This window comes from Pantoea sp. RIT413, assembly GCF_003057675.2.
GTDB lineage: Bacteria > Pseudomonadota > Gammaproteobacteria > Enterobacterales > Enterobacteriaceae > Pantoea > Pantoea eucrina.
Genome location: NZ_QBJB02000012.1, coordinates 81,819 through 103,097 on the forward strand (window position 1 = coordinate 81,819; position 21,279 = coordinate 103,097).

Consider the following 21,279-nt stretch of genomic DNA (forward strand, 5'->3'; position numbering starts at 1 on the left):
GTAAGGTATCGGCCGGCACGGGCGTACCGGAAACGGATACAGCAATATGATTGCGCCCGGCTTACAGAGGCCGACGGCATACCTTACTGGTTTAGTACCGGGGACCCGCTGCTTTTAACGAATTATGTGATTCAGATCCCATTCCGAAAATCGCTCCTATACTCATACCTTTCTTTACACAGCAACGTGCTGTGTGTGCCATTTAAACAGGGATGCAGCTATGCAAAACTCTTCTCAGGACTCGCCGGACGACGGCGGCGCGCTTAATTTCACCGTTCAGCAACGACTGTTTTTTGTGGTGCTGGTGGCCACAATGGGAGCCCTCGCATACGGCTATGACACCGGAATTATTTCCGGCGCACTGCCCTATATGACACTACCTGCCGCACAGGGCGGGCTTAACCTTACGCCTTTTACCGAAGGGCTGGTGACATCCTCACTGACGTTTGGCTCCGCGGTAGGTGCGTTTCTCAGCGGTTACGTTTCCGATCGCTTTGGCCGCCGTATTACGCTGCGCAGTCTGGCGCTGCTGTTTGTCGCCGGCGCTTTTGGTACCACGGTGGCGCCCGATATCGAAATCATGGTGGTGATGCGGTTTATACTCGGCATCGCCGTGGGCGGCGGTTCATCGACCGTGCCGGTGTTTATCGCTGAGATCGCCGGACCCAAGCGTCGTGCGCCGCTGGTAAGCCGCAATGAGCTGATGATTGTTTCAGGCCAGCTGCTGGCTTATATCGTCAGCGCAGCGATGAGCCTGCTGCTGCACGATCCGAAAATGTGGCGCTATATGCTGGCGCTGGCAATGGTACCGGGCGTACTACTGTTTATCGGCACTTTCTTTGTCCCGGCGTCGCCGCACTGGATGGTCGCGGAGGGCCGCCTCAGTGAAGCGATGCGCATCATGCGTAAGCTGCGCGAAAACCCGCGCGAAATTAAAGCTGAAATGAAAGAGATGCGCGAAAACGCCCGTATGGCACGACAGGGGCCGGCGGCGCGTGAACTGCTAAAAGAGAAGTGGATTGTCCGTCTGCTGCTGATGGGCTGCGGCATGGGTATTGTGCTGCAGTTTACCGGCGTAAACGCCTTTATGTACTACACGCCGATTATCCTGAAGAGTACCGGCATGGGAACCAGCGCCTCGATTGCTGCGACCATTGGCAACGGTGTGGTTTCCGTACTGGCGACGTTTGCCGGTATCAAGGCAATCAGCCACTTTGGCCGACGCAAAATGCTGATGACCGGGTTATGTATTGTGATTGCAATGCAGCTGGCGCTGGGCGCGGTGCTGGTGTTTATGCCGAACAGCATGACGCAGAGCCTGCTGGCGCTCGCCTGTATCCTGGTATTCCTGTTTTTTATGCAGATGTGCATTTCACCGGTTTACTGGCTGCTGATGTCAGAACTCTTTCCAATGCAGGTACGCGGCGTACTGACCGGTTCGGCTGTGGCTTTTCAGTGGATCTGTAATGCGGCAGTGGCCTTTGCCTTTCCGCCTCTGCTGTCGCTGGTGGGTAACAACGCCTTCTTTATTTTTGCCGCTATCAATGTCGGATCGCTGATTTTTGTCGCGCTGGTGCTGCCGGAAACGCGTGGCAAGTCGCTGGAGCAGATTGAAGCACATATGCGGGAACGGTTTGGTGACAAGCGCCAGGAAACGGCGCCTGCAAACTAACCCCTTATGACTCTGCTGCTGTCCGTGCCGCTTTCGCGGCGCGGCGGCAGCGTTCAGAGCAGTACTGTACCTCGTCCCAGTTTTTCTCCCACTTTTTGCGCCACGTCATGGGTTTGTGACACTGTTTACAGTAGCGCACAGGCAACGCCTGTTTGTTACCTTTAAAATCTTTCACGCGTGATCTCCCCGTAATCAACCTCAACTTCGCTGACAGCTATTAATCCGACCTTTAGCCAATGAAACGTTAGATATATTTAATTTTTAATCATAGTAACCATGACTGCAAATGCGAATCTTTGATTGAATTTTGAAAGAAGAAAAAGAGGGGAAATGATTAAATTATTGCTTTGATCAGGAGAGAACATGTTAACCGTTAATAGCATTAAATCGGAAGGTAAGCAGGGCGTGGAGTTGTTTTATTTTGGTTCTGGCGAGGCTGCAGAAATATGCAGTGATATCAAATTCTGATTTAACGGGAAAACCTAATTACTATTTATCGGAATTATTTTCGATAGCGTAATTAAGGCGCGCTGAATATATATCAGGTTTCAGAAGATCTGCTTTGATTGAGGCCTCAGTAATATCATTGAAGCTCAGGGAAAATGCTCAGGTGACGCAATGAAGAATAACAGCACGCCTACACCGCATGATGCGGTCTTCAAAACATTTCTCTCCCACCCGCAAACCGCGCGGGACTTTATGACGCTACATCTGCCGCCTGCGCTGCTCGCGATTTGCGACCTTGCGACGCTCAGGCTGGAGTCTGGAAGTTTTGTTGAAGATGACCTGCGTTCTTACTATAGCGATGTACTGTACTCGCTAAAAACCCAAAAAGGTGACGGGTATGTCCATGTCCTGATTGAGCATCAAAGCTCGCCGGACAGACATATGGCGTTCCGCCTGATGCGTTATGCCGTAGCAGCGATGCAACGTCATCTTGACGCCGGGCATAACGCTTTGCCGCTTGTCATTCCTGTATTGTTTTATCAGGGTAAGCGCAGCCCCTATCCTTACAGCATGAACTGGCTGCAGCTTTTCAGCGAATCAAAGATAGCAACAACGCTCTATAGTAGCGGATTCCCGTTGGTGGATTTAACTACAATCCCTGATGAAGAAATTATGCAACATCGGAGTATGGCCGCACTAACCCTGCTACAAAAGCATATTCGCCGGCGCGATTTGAAAGAGGTGCTGAACCAGCTGGCTCTGCTAATGGCCGCGGAATTCATGACCGGACAGCAGATGCACGCGCTGGTAAACTATATGCTCCAGGCGGGTGAAACCGCCGATGCAGGCGCCTTTATCCGCGAGCTGGCGCTGCGGGTACCACAACATGAGGATGAACTGATGACAATTGCACAGCAGCTTGAGCAGAAAGGCCGTCAGGAAGGACGACAGGAAGGACGACAGGAAGGCCGTCAGGAAGGACGACAGGAAGGCCGTCAGGAAGGACGACAGGAAGCCAGCCTTAAGATCGCCCACAATCTGTTAAAGAATGGCATGGACATTCAGTCTGTTATGAATGTGACTGGTCTGACTGAGGAAGAGCTGAAGCACTCTTGTCACTAAGTGATTTAAAAGAGGCGCCGAACCAGCTGGCTCTGCTAATAGCGGCGGAATTCATGACCGGACAGCATATGCACGCGCGGGTAAACTATATGCTTCAGGCGGGTGAAACCGCCGATGCAGGCGCCTTTATCCGTGAGCTGGCGCTGCGGGTACCACAACATGAGGATGAACTGATGACGATTGCACAGCAGCTTGAGCAGAAAGGCCGTCAGGAAGGCCGTCAGGAAGGCCGTCAGGAAGGGCGACTGGAAGGACGACAGGAAGCCAGCCTTAAGATCGCCCGCAATCTGTTAAAGAATGGTATGGATATTCAGTCTGTTATGAATGTGACTGGTCTGACTGAGGAAGAGCTGAAGCACTCTTTTCGCTGAGTATTTTATCTTCACGCCTCCCATACCTCAGCTCATGCAAAAGAGCTGTGGCCTGAGAATCAACTCCTGCCGATTTTACCGTTGCCTGATAAGCTTCCTGAACTGCGATAACTGGTCATAATCAGCCAAAGTAGTTTAACAAAAAAAAGCGCCATTAAGTTCGCATAATCATAATTATGTTAAATTAAGGCTTGAGCTATGACTGTAAGCGAGTAGATTCAGCTTGCTGCACTCATACTCCTGACGCGATTGAGCCATAAATTTGAAGAAAATCATATTAATATCAGAATGCTCTTTACGTTGGGGCTAAGCTCAAAGAGTCAGGCAGTGAATTAACGCTCCTCTCTATCAGGCAGAGGCCTGGATCGCGAACCTCTGCCCGACCGCCCTATTTTTTATCCTGTGACCAGGTCGCGCTGCGGATATCGACCTTTACCGGCAGCAGGCCAATCCGCGTAAAGGTATCAGCCAGGGCCTGCTGCTGCGTAAAGACTTCAGGCGTCATGCGCTCTGCGCCAAAGGGCATCCTTGCCAGCGCGCGCTGCCAGATGGGCTGCGGCAGACCGGTTGAGGCAGACATGATTTTTGCCGCCTCATCCTGGTGCTGATTGGCCCAGGCGCTGAGTGTGCCCAGCTCATCTATCACCTTGCTGGCGACTGCCGGATGACCTTCCGCAAATTTGCGGCTGGCCAGATAGAAGGTGTAGTGCGGCACCAGCCCTTCAGCGTTGCTGATTAACCGGGCGTGGGCGTTGGTTTCAACTTCCGCGTAGTAAGGGTCCCAGATAACCCACGCATCGACCGCGCCACGCTGGAAAGCCGCCCGCGCATCGGCGGGCGGCAGATAGACCGGCGTAATATCCTTATAGCTTAGCCCTGCCTTCTCCAGGGCTGAGACCAGCATATAGTTAACGTCAGACCCTTTGTTCAGCGCCACGCGCTTACCCCTGAGGTCCGCCACACTTTTGACAGGTGAATCGGCCGGAACGACAATCGCTTCGGTTTTCGGATTAGCTGGCGAGTGCGCCAGATAAACCAGATCGGCCTGTGCTGCCTGGGCAAACGCAGGTGGCGCGTCGCCGGTGGCCGCGAGATCGATACTGCCGATATTCAGACCTTCCAGCATCTGTGGTCCGGCGGGAAACTCAATCCAGTGAACCGCAATCCCCTGCTTTTTAAACTCCTCATCCAGCGTGCCGCGATATTTGAGCAGAGCGAAGATGTTTGCTTTCTGAAAACCGATATTTACCGTATCGGGCTTATCGGCTGCCTGGGTGTTGAATGCAAATCCCGCCTGGGCGGCAATAATTAGTGCGCTGAGTAAAACTTTTTTCATTTCTCATTCCTGAGCCTGTTGTAGTCAGCGCAACATAACAAACGCAGGTTCAGGCGCTTAGCGATGAAAAGTTCGATGCTTAGCTGAAAAAACGCTATGGATGCCAGACGGACTCGCGAACCCGAATTGCGCGACTAAGCAATCCCAGCGCATAGAAGCGATCAGCGATCATCTGCTGCTCCCGGATGATGGCCAAACTCATCCGCTGCGTCTGGTGGCTGCGTCGCGTCAGCGCGTGCAGCAGAGAGGTTGTCGGGATGCCCAGTTCAGTTGAGAGCAGGCCTGCCGCTTCTGCGCGGTGCGCATCAATGTAGCGGCCGGTCTGCTCCAGCGCGGCCAGCAGAACCGCTATCAGATCTCCGGCATGTGCGGCGAACCCGCGTTCAGCAAGGTAGAACTGATGGTTGCTGACCCGGTCGCTGCCGTCAGCGATAACCCTGAACTGCCCGCTGTTTTCTGCCTCACTGAGCAGCGGATCCCACATCATCCAGGCATCCACGGCGTTGAGATCGCTGGGCGTTAACGGATATTTAGGTGGCGCGTAGAGGATGCGTACCTCATTCAGGGTTAACCCTGCTTCATCCAGAATCTGTAACAGCAGGTAGTGAACGTTAGAGCCCCGGTTTACGGCGATGCGTTTTCCTCTGAGATCGCTGACGCGCTGAATCGGACTACTGTCTGGCACCACCAGCGCGACGCTCTGCGGTGCTGCGGGTTCCCAGGCGACATACAGCATCGGGCTATGATCGGCCTGCGCAAACAGCGGCGGCACCTCCCCCGTGGTGCCAAAATCGATCTCCTTATTGCTGAGCGCATGCAGCAACTGCGGGCCAGCGGGAAACTCACTCCACAGTACGCTGACACCGCGATCGGCCAGCTGCTGTTCCAGTGACTGACGGGCTTTCAGGATCCCCAGATTGCCGAACTTCTGATAGCCGATGCGCAGCTCGCGCTCTTTTGCGGCAGGCTGAAAGGCGGAAGCGCTGCGCGGAGGCATGTGACTGCGGCGTGGCCTGATGATCCCAAGGTGCCCGAGGTGCGTCCGCAGCGTATGACGGCTGATGCCAAGCAACGCGGCAGCCTGAAGCTGATTGCCCTGCGTCAGTTCCAGAGCATTTCTGACCAGCGCGGCGATCATCCGCGGATAGAGCGGTGTCTCGCTTTGCTGCATCTGCTGTTTCAGAAACCGATCCATCGCCTCTTCGCCCGGCGACGTCCCGGGACCTGTCAGCTGGCTCAGCCGGAGCTGCTGCGGTGTCACCAGCGCGCTCTGACTAAGCAGTACGGCATTGTGTAGCGTATTCTCCAGTTCCCGGATGTTGCCCGGCCAGCTGTAGGCCATCAGCGTCGCCAGCGCCTCGTCGCTGAGCCGGAGCTGAGGACGGCCAAGCCGGCGCGCATAGAGCTGCAGAAAGTGATGCGCGAGCACGGATATGTCTTCGCAGCGCTGTCGCAGCGGCGGCAGCGTGACGCTCGCCACGTTGAGTCGGTAATAAAGATCCTCCCGGAAACGCCGCTCGCGAATGGCGGCCGCCAGATCGCGATTGGTGGCTGCGATAACCCGCACATTGACTTTGATCGCTCTGGAGGAGCCGACACGGGTGATTTCACGCTCCTGCAGCACACGCAGCAGTTTTATCTGCAGCGGCAGGCTCAGTTCTCCTATCTCATCCAGCAACAGCGTGCCGCCATCTGCGGCCTCGAACCAGCCGCTATGACGATTCTGCGCGCCGGTGAACGCCCCTTTCTCATGACCAAAGAGTTCGGACTCTGCCAGGCTTTCGGTGAGTGCGCCGCAGTTGACGGCCAGGAAAGGCTTGTCTCTGCGTGCGCTGTGATAATGCAGATAGCGCGCCATGACCTCTTTACCTGTTCCGGTTTCACCAATAATCAACACGGTCGCATCCGTCGGCGCAAGCTGATCAAGCACGCTCTGAAACGCCTTTGAGGCGCGATCGATCAACTCTGGGGTGGCAATCTGCATCGTTTTTTTACCGGCTAAACGGGGAAACAGAGACCATACCGTGCGGCCGCCCCGGAAACGAGAGGCTCAGGGTATTTAAGTGTTGCCAATGCGGCAGAGGGCGGCTGCCGCTGTTGCAAATGCAACAGCACCGGCAAAACGTTATCCATCCTATCCTGATGATTATAAAGAAAATATATTCTGGTTAGTTCTGGCATGATTGCTGCTAACAGCTATATAGCCAAAGGAATTATCCCTATGTGATAAATTCAAATATCGTTATAAAGGAATCTGCTAATGAGCCATGTGACACAGGAAAACCTCAACCTCTTCTGGTTTCTGCCGACCCACGGTGACGGGCGCTATCTGGGCACGACGGAGGGTGGCAGAGCGGTCGATTTACCCTACTTACAGCAGGTTGCGCTGGCGGCAGATAATCTGGGTTTTTATGGTGTATTAATTCCGACCGGGAAGAGCTGCGAAGATTCATGGCTGGTGGCGTCGGCGCTTGCCCCGATCACCAAAAAGCTGCGCTATTTAGTGGCCGTGCGTCCGGGCCTGCAGCCACCCAGTCTGGCCGCACGCATGGCCGCCACGCTGGACCGTCTTTCCGGAGGGCGGCTGCTGATAAACGTGGTAACCGGAGGCGATCCGGTTGAAAACAAAGGCGACGGAATTTTTCTGAGTCATGCTGAACGTTATCAGGTTACACGGGAGTTTCTTGAGGTCTACTCGCGTCTGCTCAAAAGCGAAAAAGTCGATTTCAACGGCGATCATATCCGCGTCGAAGGCGCCGAAATCCTCTTCCCGCCGGTGCAGGAAAATGGCCCGCCGCTCTATTTTGGCGGCTCCTCGGATGCGGCTATTGACGTGGCGGCCAGTCAGATCGATAGCTATCTGACGTGGGGCGAACCGGTTGAGCAGGTGGCGGAGAAGCTGGCGGTCGTCCGTCAGCGGGCGGAGGAAAAAGGCCGGACGCTCTCCTATGGCATTCGCCTGCATGTCATCGTGCGTGAAACTGAAGAGGAAGCCTGGGCGGCTGCTGACCGGCTGATCTCGCATCTCGACGAAGAGACCATTGCGGCGGCCCAGAAAATCTTTGCCCGCATGGATTCGGCCGGACAGGCGCGGATGAGTGCGCTGCATCAGGGCTCACGCGAGAGCCTGCGCATCGGCCCCAATCTGTGGGCAGGCGTGGGGCTGGTGCGGGGCGGTGCAGGCACCGCGCTGGTAGGCAGCCCGCAGCAGGTTGCCGACCGTATTCGTGAATATCAGGCGCTGGGGATCGAGAACTTTATCTTCTCCGGTTATCCGCATCTCGAAGAGGCGCATCGCTTTGCCGAGCTGGTAATGCCGCTGTTACCGCTGGCGGCCAACGCCGAAAAGAAACAGCGCAGCGTAAATACCGGCCCGTTTGGTGAAACGATTGGCGGCGACCGCCGTCCGGGTTAACCCCCGTTAACAGAAGAGAAGGCTCGCTTATGTTGCAACAGCAGATTGTCATTATCGGCGGGGGATTCACCGGCACCGCGCTGGCGATCCATCTTGCCAGACAGGGCCAGCCGGGCCTGAACGTGACGGTGATTGAACCGCGTGACGAACTGGCACAGGGCGTGGCCTACGGCACCCGCGATCCGGCGCACCGTATTAATGTTCCGGCTTCCAGGATGCAGCTTGCGGGCGATGAAGAGGGTCTGTTTGATCGTGACTTCCGGGCCTCGCCCGGCTATCTGAACGACCCGGACGCGTTGTGGCATGACGGCAACGTCTATCCGCAGCGCGGTGAGTTTGGTCGCTGGGTAAACGCACAGTTTATCCATCAGCAGAAACACTCTCCGGTGACGCTGAGACACCTGCAGGACAGCGCCTTATCGCTGCGGAACGGGGTCGTGACCACCGCCCGTGGAGCACGGATCCGGGCGGATCAGGTAGTACTGGCTATCAGCCATCCCCCGCCCGCGCTGCCTGCGCGGCTGAAGCAGCTACAGGCGCATCCCGGCGTGATCGCTGACCCCTGGCAGCGTGATGCGCTGACGCAGATTGCGCCAGACAGCCGGATAGCGATTATCGGCTCGGGCCTGACGATGTCGGATGTTGTCGCCTCGCTGCACCGCCAGCAGCACCGGGGTCACATCACCGTTTTCTCCCGTCGCGGACTGCTGCCGCGCGCCAATCTGAGCGGCAGTGAGGCGGCCTACAGCCTGGATTACAGTCAGCCGCAGTCCGCGACCGCGCGCGGCTGGTTACAGCGGGTGCGTCAGGAGGTTAAACGGGCAGCGGCGCTGAATCTGCCCTGGCAGCTAGTGCTGGATGATATCCGCCGCAACGGTCAGCGTATCTGGCAGAGTTTACCGCTGCCGGAACAGCAGCGTTTTCTGCAGCATCTCCGCCCCTGGTGGGATGTTCACCGCTATCGCATCGCGCCACAGGTCAGTCAGGTTCTCTCACAGCTGCAGGCCAGCGGTCAGCTCTCGCTGCGTGCCGCCCGTCTGATTGCGGCTGAACCGGCCGATGACGCGCTGCGGCTGACGCTGCGTCTGCGAGGAGCCGATCAGGAGGTTTGCGAGGTGGATAAGGTAATTGTGACCACCGGCCCGGCGCACAACGCGCTGCTGGACAGCAACCCGCTGCTGAGCCAGTTACAGGGTGACGGCGTGATCCAGCCCGATGCGCTGGCGCTGGGCATTCGGGTAAACGCCTTGTCGCAGGCTGTGAATACACAGGGTGAAGCCAGCCCCCGGCTTTATGTCGCCGGGCCCACCGCGCGCGGGCGTTTTGGCGAGCTGATGGGACTGCCGCAGGTAGCCGAGCATGCTGAATCCGTCGCGCGCATGTTGCTCAGCGCTACGCCCTCCTCCATCAGCGAGCGATGTCCCGGCTTCCTGACGCACTGATCCCCTTCTCACAATATCAATCTGAAAGAGCGGGCGGCAGCGTGATGCCGCATCCGCTCAGGAGCTGCCATGTCATCGAAACGTGAAATTCGTCTGAATGCTTTTGATATGAACTGCGTCGGTCATCAGTCTCCCGGCCTGTGGGCGCATCCGCGCGATCGCTCGTGGCAGTACAAGGACCTGACCTACTGGACCGATCTGGCGCGTCTGCTGGAGCGCGGTAAATTTGACGGGTTGTTTATTGCCGACGTGCTGGGTGTTTATGATGTGTACAACGGCAACAACCAGGCGGCTATCCGTCAGGCCACGCAGGTGCCGGTTAACGATCCCCTTGCGCTGATCACACCGATGGCGCTGGTCACGGAACATCTGGGGTTTGGTCTCACCGCTTCGCTGTCATTTGAACACCCCTACCCCTTTGCACGCCGCCTCTCGACCCTCGATCATCTGACCAAAGGCCGTGTCGGCTGGAATATTGTGACCTCCTATCTGGAAAGTGGCGCACGGAATATCGGTTATCAGGCTCAGACCGACCACGACGCTCGCTACGACTATGCGGATGAATATCTCCAGGTTGTCTACAAACTGCTGGAAGGAAGCTGGGAAGAGGAGGCGATACTGCGTGACCGCGAACGCCGTATTTTCAGCAATCCCGATAAAATCCATCCGATTAACCATCAGGGCACCTTTTTTCAGGTGCCGGGAATTCATCTGTGCGAACCGTCACCGCAGCGCACCCCGGTACTCTACCAGGCGGGGGCGTCCAGCCGCGGCAAGGCGTTTGCGGCGGAGCACGCGGAATGTGTGTTCGTTGCAGCGCCGTCGAAAGTGCTGCTGAAAAAAACGGTGGCGGATATTCGCCGGCGGGCCGCAGAGGCGGGACGCGACCCGCGATCCATCCTGATCTTCAATTTGCAGACTGTGATTGTGGGCGAGACGGACCTGGCGGCACAGGCGAAATGGCAGGAGTACAAAAGTTATGTCAGTTACGAAGGGGCACTGGCGCTGATCTCCGGCTGGACCGGTATCGATTTTGGCCAGTATCAACCAGATCAGGTCCTGAAGCATCTGCACACCAACGCGATTCAGTCAGCGGTTGAGACATTTTCCACCGCCGATCCCAACCGTCAATGGACGGTACAGGGGCTGGCAGACTGGGTTGGCATTGGCGGATTTGGTCCGTTGCTGGTAGGCAGTGCTGAAACCGTGGCAGATGAGTTGCAGAGTTGGGTTGAGGAGACCGATGTGGATGGCTTTAACCTCGCTTACGCGGTGACGCATGAAACCTTTTCCGACGTGGTGGAGCTGCTGGTGCCGGAACTGCAAAAGCGCGGTGTCTATAAGCAGGCTTATCAGGCGGGCACGCTGCGTGAAAAACTGTTCGGACAGGGGCCACGATTGACCTCGCCGCATCCGGGAGCCGGGTATCGTCGTACATCAGACATGAAACAGCAGCCAGAAAGCGAAAAGGTCTGACGGAAACAGGAGAGGTCAGCCCTTTGCCCGCTCTGTTTCGGGCAGTAAAAAACAGACAGCCGCCGGACAGAACCGGATAAGTCAGACGATTTATCCGGTTTTCCGCATGCCCGAGATTTGATTTTAACTTATTGAATTTACTGTAATCATTATCCGAAATTGTTGGTTGTTTACCCGGGGGGCTGAACTTATAACAGCTGCGTTGCCTGCTTAAATAATAACGAGGATACGATGAGTACACTGAATATTGACGACACCCTGACCGCCCCGCCGCCGCATTCCACACCGGTTCGTTCGGTCAGTGATGTGGCCCGGCTGATTAACAGTAACAGTGAGAAAAACAGTTACGCCCGCTGGATCGTATTTCTGGCGCTGGGCGGCGTATTTCTTGATGCTTACGATCTCACGACGCTCTCTTATGGCATCGATGATGTGGTTAAAGAGTTTGGGCTGACTCCACTTCTCACCGGGTTGGTAACATCCTCCATCATGATAGGGACCATCGTGGGTAATCTGGTCGGCGGCTGGCTGACCGACAAATATGGCCGCTATTCAGTTTTTATGGCGGACATGCTGTTCTTTGTCGTCTCGGCTATCGCGGCGGGCCTGGCGCCCAACGTCTGGGTCCTGATTGGCGCGCGTTTTCTGATGGGCGTCGGGGTCGGGATCGACCTGCCGGTCGCCATGACTTATCTCGCTGAGTTCTCGAAATTCTCCGGTAAAGGCAACAAAGCGTCGCGCCTTGCCGCCTGGTGCCCGATGTGGTACGCCGCTTCCTCAGCCTGCTTTTTTATCATTTTTGCGCTCTACTTCCTGTTACCTGCCGTGCATATCGACTGGCTGTGGCGCGCCTCGCTGCTGTTTGGTGCCGTACCGGCCCTGCTGATTATCGCGGTGCGCAGTAAGTTTATGAATGAGTCACCGCTGTGGGCTGCAAATCAGGGCGATTTAAGCGGTGCCGTGCGCATTCTGCGCGACTCCTACGGCATTATTGCGCATGAAGAGCAGCCTGAAAAAACTAAGACCGCGAAAGCGGCCCCGAAAGTGAGTTTCCGCGTGTTGTTTCAGAAGCCTTACCGCGAACGCACGATCGTCAGCGCAGTAATGAACGTCTGTATCGCTTTTGAATACACCGCCATTGCTTTCTTCCTGCCCTCTATTCTGGCGCAGTTCCTGGGCGCGGGCGTGTTTGAAACCATCTCTGCCTCCCTGGGACTCAACGCACTGTTCGCCTTTACCGGCGGTTTGCTGGGGATGCGGCTGGCGTGGAAGTTCCCTTCCAGGCATGTGGCGATTGCCGGCTTTGCGCTGCAGTTTATCGCGCTGATCTCCCTGGCGCTGATTGGTCATCCGCAGGCGACGATTGGAGTAGTGTTTGCCGTGCTGATGCTGGGACTTTGGCTGTTTGCTGAAGGGTTTGGACCCGGCGCGCAGTTAATGATCTATCCCGCACTCTCCTATCCAGCCCATATCCGCGCGACCGGCGTCGGTTTCAGCCGCTCGCTTTCGGGAATCGGCAGTGCGCTGGCGCTATTCATCCTGCCGATTCTGCAGGCCCGGTACAGCACCGATATGTTCTGGATTGTCTCACTCGCTGCGCTGATCCCGATAATTTTCCTGCTGGTCGTCCGGTTTGAACCGACCCGACAGGACATTGATGAACAACCCACCACAGGAGAAGATCATGTCTGAATTAACCCGGACTGAGTTTGCGGCACTGACCGAACAGTTCAGGCCGCTGTTTACCCGTATCGCCGAAGCCGCCTCCAGGCGTGAAACAACGCGTACACTGTTGCATAAGCCCATCGCCTGGCTGAAAGAAGCCCGCTTTGGCACGCTGCGCATCCCGAAAGAGGAAGGTGGCTTCGGGGTGTCACTGCCTCAGCTCTTTTCGCTGCTGACCGCGCTGGCCGAGGCGGATTCAAACCTGCCTCAGGCACTGCGTGCACACTTCGCGTTTGTTGAAGATCGCCTGAATCAGCCTGCGGATGCTGAACGGCTTCGCTGGTTTCGCCGTTTTGTGGATGGCGAGCTGGTGGGCAGCGGCTGGAGTGAAACGGGCACGGTGAAACTGGGTGAGGTCATCACCCAGGTTTCCCTGGCACCGTATGGCTGGACGATCAGCGGTGAAAAGTTTTACAGCACCGGAACCCTTTATGCTGACTGGATCGATGTTTTTGCCCGGCGAGCCGACAACGGCCGCGACGTGATTGCGCTGGTCAGCACGCACCAGAATGGCGTTGAGCGTGACGATGACTGGGATGGGTTTGGACAGCGCCTGACCGGCAGCGGCAGCACGCGTTTTGATCAGGCCCATATTGAGTCCGCTCATGTGTACGATTTCAGTACGCGCTTCCGCTATCAGACTGCCTTTTATCAGCACGTTTTACTCTCTACCCTGGCCGGTATTGGCCGGGCAGTAGTGCGTGATGCGGCACTGGCTGTGGCGCAGCGTAAGCGGATTTACAGTCACGGCAGTGCGCCACAGGCCAGACAGGATGTGCAGGTGTTGCAGGTTGTGGGCCAGATCAGCAGCTGGGCCTGGGCAGTAGAAGCGGCCGCTGAGCGCGCCACTCACGCTCTGCAGCGGGTGTTTGAGCTTGAGCAGAATGGTGCCGGTGAATCCGCACGGCATGCGGCTAATGTGCTGGCCGAGGTGGAGTCAGCCCGGGCGCAGGCCGTGGCGACAGAGCTGGTGCCCCGCGCTGCGACTGAGCTGTTTAATGCGCTGGGGGCGTCCGATACCCGCGTCAGCAAGGCGCTGGACAGGCACTGGCGCAACGCCCGTACGGTCTCCTCGCACAATCCGGTGATCTACAAAATCCGCAATGTGGGTGACTGGGAAGTAAATGGCAGCGATCCGACCTTTATCTGGCAGATAGGGAACGGCGGGGGCGCGTGATAAAAAAAGGCCGGGGGAACCCGGCCTCAGGGGCTAACGATGATTCAGCCGACGCGATAGCCGATCGCCGCAGAGCTGAAGCAGGGTCACCAGCGCGACCAGCACCACGATCACGGTCACCATCACCTGCATATCGAAACGCTGATAGCCATACCGATAGGCCAGGTCGCCCAGGCCACCGGCACCGATGGCACCCGCCATCGCCGACGCATTGATCATCGTCACCAGCGTAATGGTGAAGCCGCTGACGATGCCAGGGCGCGCTTCAGGCAACAGCACATGCCAGATAATATGCCAGCGGTGAAAGCCCATCGCCTGCGCCGCTTCCGTCAGTCCTTTATCCACTTCACGCAGGCTCACTTCGGCAATGCGGGCAAAAAACGGAGTAGCTGCAAGGGTCAGCGGCACCACTGCGGCCCAGACGCCATAGGTCGTACCGACTATCCAGCGGGTAAATGGGATTAGCGCCACCATCAGGATCAGAAAGGGAACCGAGCGAAAGAGATTAACCATCCAGCCCAGCACCCGGTTGAGTACCGGACTGGGGAAAAGATCCCCGCGTCCGCTCACCACCAGAAGCACCGCCATCGGTAATCCCAGCAGCAGCGCCAGCACCGAAGAGACCCCGACCATCAGCAGGGTATCCAGCAGTGCGCTCCATAAACGGTCAATAGCCTGTGACATAACCTGACACCTCCAGTTGATCGGCGATATGCGACAGCTGAGCGGTCACTGCCTGCGCTTCATGCCGGGCATCCAGCAGGACCAGCATCTGGCCAATCGGCTTCTGTGTCACCCACTCAATCGCGCTGTAGATCACGGTGATTTCACCCGGAATCAGGGCGCTCAGCGCACCGATATCCGGCTGAGCACCCTGCCCGGTGTAGCGCAGCCGCAGTAACAGCCGGGCATCGGGCTGCAGGCGGCGGTCGCTCAGGCGGCTGGCGACCGATTCTGGCAGTGTCTGATGATCGGGATTCAGCAGCTGTCGCGTGGTCTCCTGCTGCGGATCGCTGTAGACCTGCCAGACCGGGCCGCGCTCAATGATTTCACCCTGGTCGATCACCGCCACGTTGTGGCAGAGGTCGTGAACGACATCCATCTCATGGGTGATGAGGACAATGGTAATGTGGCGCTGCTGATTGATTTTCTTCAGCAGCGCCAGGATGGCGCGCGTGGTTTCAGGATCGAGTGCCGAGGTCGCTTCGTCACACAGCAGCAGCTCCGGGTCGTGCACCAGCGCACGCGCAATGCCGACGCGCTGTTTCTGTCCTCCGGAAAGCTGAGCGGGCCAGGCGTGCTGACGCGACTCCAGCCCGACCAGCGCCAGTAACGCATCCACTTTACGCGCCCGCTCAGCCGCAGGCACACCCGCAACCCTGAGCGGCAGCTCGATGTTCTGCCTGACCGTTTTGGCGGAGAGCAGATTGAAGTGCTGGAAAATCATGCCGGTGCTGCGCCGCCATTCGACCAGCTGGCGGGTCGTCAGAGCGCTGATGTCGGTGCCATCAATGACAATCCGCCCGCTGCCAGGCTCTTCCAGCCGGTTAAGGCAGCGGATCAGTGTCGATTTGCCCGCTCCGCTGCGGCCAATGATGCCGAAAATCTCGCCGCGCCGGATCTGCAGATGGATGTTATGCAGCGCATCGACCGTCTGACCGGGATAGCGTTTGCTCAACGCCTCCAGGGTAATGTGCGCGGCGCCGCTGGCCTGCGTGGCAACGGCGGAATGAGGTAATGGGCTGGTTTCCGGATAGCTAACGCTGACCATGATTACTGGCTCCAGCCCGGCTGATAAAGCTTGCCATAGAAACTGTCGAGGCTGGCGCGCACCACCGGCGAATGCTGATAAATATCGACAAATTTTGCCAGGCGCGGATCGTTCTCATGCCCCTGACGGATCACGAACTGAATAACATATTCAGGGTGTTCCAGCCCATCAAACAGCAGCGCCTGATTGGGGTCGATCGTTTTGGCCAGACGCAGATAGTGCGGATAACCCTGCGCAAGATCGACCTCTTCCAGCGAGCGTGAGAGCTGCACCGCTTCAACTTCGATGATTTTCAGTTTCTTCGGGTTGCTGACGATATCGTCGGGAGTGGATTTGAGCCCGGCATTCGGCTTCAGCGTAATCAGTCCCGCTTTCTGTAAAAGGAGTAATCCGCGGGCACCGTTTATCGGGTCGTTGGCGATGGCCACGGTACCGCCTTCGGGTATCTGGTCAATCGCGCTGTGCTTTTTCGAGTAGAGTCCGATGTTGTTGATGATGGCGGGCGCCCAGGCGACCAGATGGAAGCCGCCGGACTGGTTCGCATTCTCCAGAAAAGGCTTATGCTGGAACAGGTTAACGTCGATGTCGCCATTTTCAACGCTGACGTTAGGGGCGGTCCAGTCGGTGAACTCGACCAGATCAACCGCGAGTCCCTGCTTCTTTGCTTCCGCCACGGCGGTCTCCAGCGGCGGGGCAAAGGCGGCAGTCGTCCCGACTTTCAGCGGTCCCGAATAGTCTGCAGCGGCAACGGCACTGAGGGTCAGCAGTATCGCGCCCAGCGCGACGCGTAAGGGATTAATACGTGTCATGATGATTCCTTGAGGTTAAACAGTTCAACGGTGTCCGGTGGCATGACGCCAGTGCGCGGCCGGGTGACGATCGGGCAGGCGATCCTGCCGGAAAATTTTGTTGCGCAGTGAGCCGGGCTGATAAGCCGTTTTATAACGACCGCGCTGTTGTAATTCCGGTACGACCAGCTCGATAAAATCGCGGTAACTTTGCGGGTTGAGAATGCGTGTCAGATTGAAGCCGTCGATATCCCCCTCATCCATCCAGTGCAGCAGCGCGTCCGCCACCTGAGAGGGATTACCGATAATCAGCGGATAGCGGCTGCCCATGGCGTGCTGCTCCAGCAGGCGACGGCGGGTCCAGCCGCTGTAGGCCTGACTTACCGACTCAATCGCACGGGTTTCACCATTGACGATCGGCTCATCCAGGTCGAAGGCGGCCAGATCGAGACCAATTGAGCTGGAGAAATGGGCAATACCGGCTTCCGGGCTGGCATAGGCCAGATAGCTCTGGTGCTTCTCCTGCGCTTCGCGCTCGGTCGGGGCGACAATCACGCCGACACCCATAAAAATGCGTATATCGTCGGCACGGCGACCCGCTTCTACCGCAGCCTGGCGCAGACGCTTTGTCTGCTGGCGCATCGCGGCGGGTGTGGCGGCATTGACGAAGGTACACTCGGCATGACGGGCAGCGAACCGGATGCCACGCGCTGACGTGCCGGCCTGGAACAGCAGCGGCGTACGTTGCGGTGAAGGGCTGCTGAGGTGATAGCCCTCAACCTGATAGAACTCTCCCTGGTGCTTTACCGGGTGAATTTTGCTGGCATCGGCATAGAGGCGGTTCTGGCGATCTATCACCAGCGCATCATCCTGCCAGCTTCCCTCCCAGAGCTGGTAACTGACGTCGAGAAACTCATCGGCCTGGGCATAGCGCTGGTCATGCGCCAGCAGCTGCTTATTGCCCATTGCCCGCGCCGCGCTGTCCAGGTAGCCGGTGACGATGTTCCAGCCGATGCGTCCCTGAGTGAGATGATCCAGCGTTGAGAGGCGACGGGCAAAGGGATACGGCGCTTCATAGCTGAGGTTGGCGGTAACGGCGAAGCCCAGATGCTCTGTGACTCCCGCCATGGCGGAAACCAGCATCAGCGGATCGTTAACCGGCAGCTGAATCGACTCGCGCGCCGTCAGCGCGATCCCCTGCTGATAAACGTCATAGACGCCCAGAATATCGGCGATAAACACGCCGTCGAACAGGCCCTGTTCCAGCAGGCGCGCCAGATCTGTCCAGTAACGCAGCGTGTTAAATTCCGTAGAGTGATCCTGAGGATGTGTCCACATGCCGTGATGAATGTGACCGACGCAGTTCATATTGAAAGCGTTAAGCAGAACCTGTTTCTGGCTCATAGCGTGCCCCGGCGGGCGGGCAATACGCCATTGAGCAGATAGTTGCCTATCGCAGGATATTTCCAGCGTACCGGGTCGTGCAGGGTATGCGTGCGCGCATTGCGCCAGTGGCGGTCAAGATTGTATTCCCGCAGGCTGGCGCGTGTGCCGCCAAGTTCAAACAGCAGGTTCGCGGCTTCCAGCGACACCTCTGTTGTCCAGGCCCGTGCTTTGGCCACCTCAACAGAGGCCAGCGCGACCGTGCCGGCGTCGGGCTGCCGTTGCGCCGCATCAACGGCCGCTGCCGCCTCTTCTATCAATGCCTCGCCTGCCCGCAGCCGCGCAGCCAGACGGCCGGTACGATCAAGCGTTAAGGGATCGTCGCTGGCGCGGCTCACACCGCTGTCTGGCCAGGGTCTGGCACGCTGACGCAGAAAATCGAGCATATCGTTAAAGGCAGCCTGCGCAATGCCCTGATCGATAGCGGCATGCAGAATCTGGGCAAACGGCCCAAGAGCGGTGGGACGCTCAAAGGCCGACTGAAACGGCACGACATCATCTGGCTCGACCGGGACATTATCGAACAGCACGCTGCCACTGCCGGTGGTGCGCTGACCAAAACCACTCCAGTCGTCGATCACCGTAACGCCCGGTTGATGGCGCGGCACAAACACCAGCTGCTCTATGCCCGCTTCATCGCGCGCCGCAGTGGGAATACGGTCGGCGAACAGCGCGCCGGTGGCGTAGAATTTGCTGCCGTTGAGGACGTTGTTACAGATCGCTGTGGTACGCTGATGCGCGGCACGGGCTGAAAATTCTGCCAGCGCATTTCCCAGATGGACGCCAGCCAGCACTTCACCGTAAAAGCGTTGTTTCTGAGACTCGCTGCCGTTAAGGCGCAGGACTTCCAGCGCGTAGAAATGGTTCTGCGGAACCTGACCCACTGCCGCATCGGCCTCGCTGAGCAGGCTAATCACCGAGGTCAGCGTGGCTGTCGACGCCGCGATACCGCCATAGGCTTCGGGCACGGTAATCGCCCCTAATCCGGACTGAAACAGTGCCCGCAGCGGATGATGCGGTAACTCACGTTCGCGATCCCGGGTTGCGGCACCTTCACGGAACTGCTGCGCCAGCTGTGCGGCGACATCCAGCGCCTGCTGTTCGCTGCGCACGCTCTCCGCTGGCTGTTTCGGCTGAACCTGACTCATACTTTCTCCTTAAATCCACGCATGACGCGCGGGATAGACTGCATTCAGGTAGTAGTTGCCGATAGCGTGGGTTTTCCAGCGCACCGGGTCGTGCAGGGTGTGGGTGCGCGCGTTGCGCCAGTGGCGATCCAGACCATGCTGTAGCAGCGTGGCGCGACTGCCGCCCCACTCCAGGAGCTTTTCGCTGGCTCGCAGGGCGATCTCCGTGGTCAGCACTTTGGCTTCCGCCACGGCAATTGAGGCGGCTGCGCTGTTTTCGGCTGTCAGCGCGGCCGGGTCTGTGGCGTCGAGCACGCGGGCCGCCCTTCGCAGCAGGGCATTGGCGGCGCTCAGTTCGGTACTGATGCGACCGATATCGGCAAGGATGTAAGGATCGTCCGTGTTGCGCGCCACGCCGGCATCGACCCAGGGACGGGAGTGATCGCGAACGAACGCCAGCGCATCGTCCAGCGCGCCCTGCGCGATGCCGGCATCGATCGCCGCCTGGATGAGCTGTGAAACGGCACCGCGCAGCGTCGGTTTCTCCGGCGACGGTAGCGGAATAATCCAGGCCGGATCGACCGCCACCTGATGAAGCCTGACCGTGCCGCTGGCCGTGGTACGCTGCCCCATGCCAGACCAGTCATCGACAATCTCTGCGCCTGGGGCAGGCAGCGGGATGAAAGCCATCACAGGCCTGTCATCATCCTGAAGAGCGGTGGTAACCAGAATGTCGGCAAACAGCGCGCCGGTTGAATAAAACTTCTCTCCCGTCAGAAACCGCGCGTTCCCATCTCCGCTCAGCCGGGCCTGAACATCACGCGTATGACGGGTATTTTTTTCAGGACCACCGTTACCCAGTCGGTTGCCGTTCACGACGGCCTGCAGCAGCGTTTGCTGCTGTTCCGGTTCGCCTTCGCCCAGGATGAACTGAATCAGCCCAAAGTGGTTCTGCGGGATCTGGCCCAGAGAGGGATCGCTGGCGGAGATAATGCGAAAAACCTCGGCCAGGGTCTGATAGTCCAGCCCGCCTCCGCCAAAACGACGCGGAACGCTGATACTGCCCAGACCAAGCCGGGTGAACTGATTCAGCAGATCAACGGGATAAATCCGCTGCTGATCGCGCTCAACGGCACCGGGCTTCGCCTGCTCAGCCAGCGATTGCGCCGCCTGAATAGCCTGTTCGCGTCGGGTGATGACCGCCGCCTGACAGGTTTCGGGTACAGTAAAAGAGAGATTCATGGCGTTTCCAGTAAAAAAAGGGCGTCAAAGCATGCAGGCTGAATTAAGCCCGTTACATTTATTAACAGAGTGAGAGCGATAATAGTCAGTTGTTCAAAACGAAGTAAATAGCGTGGTTATTACAATATCCGCAAAGCTAATCAGTAATTGAGCTTTGATTTTTATAGCGTCCCTGAGGGGATTTAATGGAAGTTTACTGGCAAACGCCTCTGAGATATTCAGAGGAAAAATATTCATTCCTGTTTAATTATGCTTTATTGACTTTCATTTTCTGGCAGTGCTGCAGAAGGGTGAACAGATATTTTCCAGCCCCTGTCATCCCACACGTAATAGAACAGGTAATCTATTTTGACGTGTGGGCCATATTTGAAGGCAAAAATATAAACGCCTTTGTCTGTCGCTTTATTACTGGCGTGCAAATAGTTTCGGACATCCGATGAAAATGGTTCCAGGCACAGCGCTTTTGCTGTCATGATATTATATTCTCGTTATTTGATGAGTCAGCACGGATGAAGAAGAAAAACAGCACGCCCACGCCTCACGACGCGACTTTCAGGCAATTTCTTACGCAGCCGGAGATTGCCCGGGACTTTATCAATTTGCGCGTAAGACCTCGCCCAATCGGGCGGGGATATAAGCGCGGTAACTGCGTAACATTCCCTGGCCTTCTTACATAATGTGCCGTAATATGTAAAGCATGAAACGCGCATATAAATACAGATTCT

General features: G+C 57.3%; 18 protein-coding genes and 1 pseudogene. 9 read left to right on the forward strand and 10 right to left on the reverse strand.

Going from position 1 to position 21,279, the window contains the following annotated elements:
* Positions 1 to 220 precede the first annotated feature (220 nt).
* Positions 221 to 1,672 carry a sugar porter family MFS transporter gene (locus tag DBY66_RS14360; RefSeq protein ID WP_065647936.1) on the forward strand — a complete coding sequence of 484 codons (1,452 nt, stop codon included), beginning with the start codon at positions 221 to 223 and terminating at the stop codon, positions 1,670 to 1,672.
* Positions 1,673 to 1,676: 4 nt separating this feature from the next.
* Here DBY66_RS14360 and DBY66_RS18085 read toward each other — a convergent pair whose 3' ends face one another.
* Positions 1,677 to 1,847 carry a DUF2256 domain-containing protein gene (locus DBY66_RS18085; RefSeq protein ID WP_071882943.1) on the reverse strand — a complete coding sequence of 57 codons (171 nt, stop codon included), beginning with the start codon at positions 1,845 to 1,847 and terminating at the stop codon, positions 1,677 to 1,679.
* Between the two features lie 443 nt (positions 1,848 to 2,290).
* Here DBY66_RS18085 and DBY66_RS14370 point away from each other — a divergent pair, with 443 nt between their 5' ends.
* A complete protein-coding gene (locus tag DBY66_RS14370) occupies positions 2,291 to 3,241 on the forward strand; it encodes an Rpn family recombination-promoting nuclease/putative transposase (RefSeq protein WP_108570318.1) in 951 nt (316 codons plus the stop codon).
* Between the two features lie 53 nt (positions 3,242 to 3,294).
* A complete protein-coding gene (locus DBY66_RS14375) occupies positions 3,295 to 3,612 on the forward strand; it encodes an Rpn family recombination-promoting nuclease/putative transposase (RefSeq protein ID WP_108570317.1) in 318 nt (105 codons plus the stop codon).
* Positions 3,613 to 4,000: 388 nt separating this feature from the next.
* Here the strand turns inward: DBY66_RS14375 and DBY66_RS14380 are convergent, their stop codons facing one another.
* Together DBY66_RS14380 and DBY66_RS14385 are read right to left on the reverse strand one after the other, a co-directional pair.
* Entirely contained in the window at positions 4,001 to 4,948 is a 948-nt protein-coding gene (locus DBY66_RS14380; RefSeq protein ID WP_108570316.1) for a sulfonate ABC transporter substrate-binding protein, read from the reverse strand.
* 94 nt (positions 4,949 to 5,042) lie between these two features.
* A complete protein-coding gene (locus DBY66_RS14385; protein ID WP_108570315.1) occupies positions 5,043 to 6,932 on the reverse strand; it encodes a sigma-54-dependent Fis family transcriptional regulator in 1,890 nt (629 codons plus the stop codon).
* Between the two features lie 276 nt (positions 6,933 to 7,208).
* On the opposite strand from DBY66_RS14385, the gene ssuD reads away from it, so the two are divergent.
* The 5 genes from ssuD to DBY66_RS14410 all read left to right on the forward strand — a co-directional run bounded on the left by ssuD (position 7,209) and on the right by DBY66_RS14410 (position 14,183).
* Positions 7,209 to 8,363, forward strand: a complete 1,155-nt coding sequence (ssuD, locus tag DBY66_RS14390; protein ID WP_108570314.1) for an FMNH2-dependent alkanesulfonate monooxygenase — start codon at positions 7,209 to 7,211, stop codon at positions 8,361 to 8,363.
* A 29-nt stretch (positions 8,364 to 8,392) separates the two neighbouring features.
* Positions 8,393 to 9,805 carry an FAD-dependent oxidoreductase gene (locus tag DBY66_RS14395; protein ID WP_108570313.1) on the forward strand — a complete coding sequence of 471 codons (1,413 nt, stop codon included), beginning with the start codon at positions 8,393 to 8,395 and terminating at the stop codon, positions 9,803 to 9,805.
* Between the two features lie 69 nt (positions 9,806 to 9,874).
* Complete coding sequence (locus DBY66_RS14400) at positions 9,875 to 11,281, forward strand: LLM class flavin-dependent oxidoreductase (protein WP_108570312.1); 1,407 nt, start codon at positions 9,875 to 9,877, stop codon at positions 11,279 to 11,281.
* Positions 11,282 to 11,512: 231 nt separating this feature from the next.
* Positions 11,513 to 12,973 (forward strand): MFS transporter, encoded by a 1,461-nt coding sequence (locus tag DBY66_RS14405; RefSeq protein WP_108570311.1) that lies wholly within the window; start codon positions 11,513 to 11,515, stop codon positions 12,971 to 12,973.
* Positions 12,966 to 14,183 carry a monooxygenase gene (locus DBY66_RS14410; protein WP_108570310.1) on the forward strand — a complete coding sequence of 406 codons (1,218 nt, stop codon included), beginning with the start codon at positions 12,966 to 12,968 and terminating at the stop codon, positions 14,181 to 14,183. Before DBY66_RS14405 ends, DBY66_RS14410 begins: the two co-directional genes overlap by 8 nt.
* A gap of 33 nt (positions 14,184 to 14,216) precedes the next feature.
* Here the strand turns inward: DBY66_RS14410 and DBY66_RS14415 are convergent, their stop codons facing one another.
* The 7 genes from DBY66_RS14415 to DBY66_RS17805 all read right to left on the reverse strand — a co-directional run bounded on the left by DBY66_RS14415 (position 14,217) and on the right by DBY66_RS17805 (position 21,027).
* The gene (locus DBY66_RS14415; RefSeq protein ID WP_108570309.1) at positions 14,217 to 14,867 is read right to left on the reverse strand and encodes a methionine ABC transporter permease; all 651 of its coding nucleotides are present in this window, start codon (positions 14,865 to 14,867) and stop codon (positions 14,217 to 14,219) included.
* Positions 14,851 to 15,954 (reverse strand): ATP-binding cassette domain-containing protein, encoded by a 1,104-nt coding sequence (locus DBY66_RS14420; RefSeq protein ID WP_108570308.1) that lies wholly within the window; start codon positions 15,952 to 15,954, stop codon positions 14,851 to 14,853. Before DBY66_RS14420 ends, DBY66_RS14415 begins: the two co-directional genes overlap by 17 nt.
* Positions 15,955 to 15,956: 2 nt before the next feature.
* Positions 15,957 to 16,763 carry a MetQ/NlpA family ABC transporter substrate-binding protein gene (locus DBY66_RS14425; protein ID WP_108570307.1) on the reverse strand — a complete coding sequence of 269 codons (807 nt, stop codon included), beginning with the start codon at positions 16,761 to 16,763 and terminating at the stop codon, positions 15,957 to 15,959.
* Positions 16,764 to 16,787: 24 nt separating this feature from the next.
* Positions 16,788 to 18,146, reverse strand: a complete 1,359-nt coding sequence (locus tag DBY66_RS14430; RefSeq protein ID WP_108570306.1) for an LLM class flavin-dependent oxidoreductase — start codon at positions 18,144 to 18,146, stop codon at positions 16,788 to 16,790.
* Positions 18,143 to 19,333 (reverse strand): SfnB family sulfur acquisition oxidoreductase, encoded by a 1,191-nt coding sequence (locus DBY66_RS14435; RefSeq protein WP_104085959.1) that lies wholly within the window; start codon positions 19,331 to 19,333, stop codon positions 18,143 to 18,145. The genes DBY66_RS14430 and DBY66_RS14435 overlap by 4 nt, the downstream gene beginning before the upstream one ends.
* 9 nt (positions 19,334 to 19,342) lie before the next feature.
* Positions 19,343 to 20,554: an SfnB family sulfur acquisition oxidoreductase gene (locus DBY66_RS14440; protein WP_104085958.1), complete on the reverse strand. Its 1,212-nt coding sequence runs from the start codon at positions 20,552 to 20,554 to the stop codon at positions 19,343 to 19,345.
* Between the two features lie 254 nt (positions 20,555 to 20,808).
* Positions 20,809 to 21,027 (reverse strand): hypothetical protein, encoded by a 219-nt coding sequence (locus DBY66_RS17805; protein WP_146745184.1) that lies wholly within the window; start codon positions 21,025 to 21,027, stop codon positions 20,809 to 20,811.
* A 36-nt stretch (positions 21,028 to 21,063) separates the two neighbouring features.
* Here DBY66_RS17805 and DBY66_RS14445 point away from each other — a divergent pair.
* Positions 21,064 to 21,162: pseudogene (locus tag DBY66_RS14445) on the forward strand (Rpn family recombination-promoting nuclease/putative transposase); the annotation flags it as partial.
* Positions 21,163 to 21,279 lie beyond the last annotated feature (117 nt).

Bases quoted from the DNA above. Each gene is read 5' to 3' on its own strand.
- DBY66_RS14430 (WP_108570306.1), bottom strand. From the start codon at position 18,146: ATGAGCCAGAAACAGGTTCTGCTTAACGCTTTCAATATGAACTGCGTC.
- DBY66_RS14360 (WP_065647936.1), top strand. From the start codon at position 221: ATGCAAAACTCTTCTCAGGACTCGCCGGACGACGGCGGCGCGCTTAAT.
- DBY66_RS14400 (WP_108570312.1), top strand. From the start codon at position 9,875: ATGTCATCGAAACGTGAAATTCGTCTGAATGCTTTTGATATGAACTGC.
- DBY66_RS14385 (WP_108570315.1), bottom strand. From the start codon at position 6,932: ATGCAGATTGCCACCCCAGAGTTGATCGATCGCGCCTCAAAGGCGTTT.
- DBY66_RS14370 (WP_108570318.1), top strand. From the start codon at position 2,291: ATGAAGAATAACAGCACGCCTACACCGCATGATGCGGTCTTCAAAACA.
- DBY66_RS14395 (WP_108570313.1), top strand. From the start codon at position 8,393: ATGTTGCAACAGCAGATTGTCATTATCGGCGGGGGATTCACCGGCACC.
- DBY66_RS14415 (WP_108570309.1), bottom strand. From the start codon at position 14,867: ATGTCACAGGCTATTGACCGTTTATGGAGCGCACTGCTGGATACCCTG.
- DBY66_RS14440 (WP_104085958.1), bottom strand. From the start codon at position 20,554: ATGAATCTCTCTTTTACTGTACCCGAAACCTGTCAGGCGGCGGTCATC.
- DBY66_RS14375 (WP_108570317.1), top strand. From the start codon at position 3,295: ATGACCGGACAGCATATGCACGCGCGGGTAAACTATATGCTTCAGGCG.
- DBY66_RS14380 (WP_108570316.1), bottom strand. From the start codon at position 4,948: ATGAAAAAAGTTTTACTCAGCGCACTAATTATTGCCGCCCAGGCGGGA.
- DBY66_RS14420 (WP_108570308.1), bottom strand. From the start codon at position 15,954: ATGGTCAGCGTTAGCTATCCGGAAACCAGCCCATTACCTCATTCCGCC.
- ssuD (WP_108570314.1), top strand. From the start codon at position 7,209: ATGAGCCATGTGACACAGGAAAACCTCAACCTCTTCTGGTTTCTGCCG.
- DBY66_RS14405 (WP_108570311.1), top strand. From the start codon at position 11,513: ATGAGTACACTGAATATTGACGACACCCTGACCGCCCCGCCGCCGCAT.
- DBY66_RS14435 (WP_104085959.1), bottom strand. From the start codon at position 19,333: ATGAGTCAGGTTCAGCCGAAACAGCCAGCGGAGAGCGTGCGCAGCGAA.
- DBY66_RS17805 (WP_146745184.1), bottom strand. From the start codon at position 21,027: ATGACAGCAAAAGCGCTGTGCCTGGAACCATTTTCATCGGATGTCCGA.
- DBY66_RS14410 (WP_108570310.1), top strand. From the start codon at position 12,966: ATGTCTGAATTAACCCGGACTGAGTTTGCGGCACTGACCGAACAGTTC.
- DBY66_RS14425 (WP_108570307.1), bottom strand. From the start codon at position 16,763: ATGACACGTATTAATCCCTTACGCGTCGCGCTGGGCGCGATACTGCTG.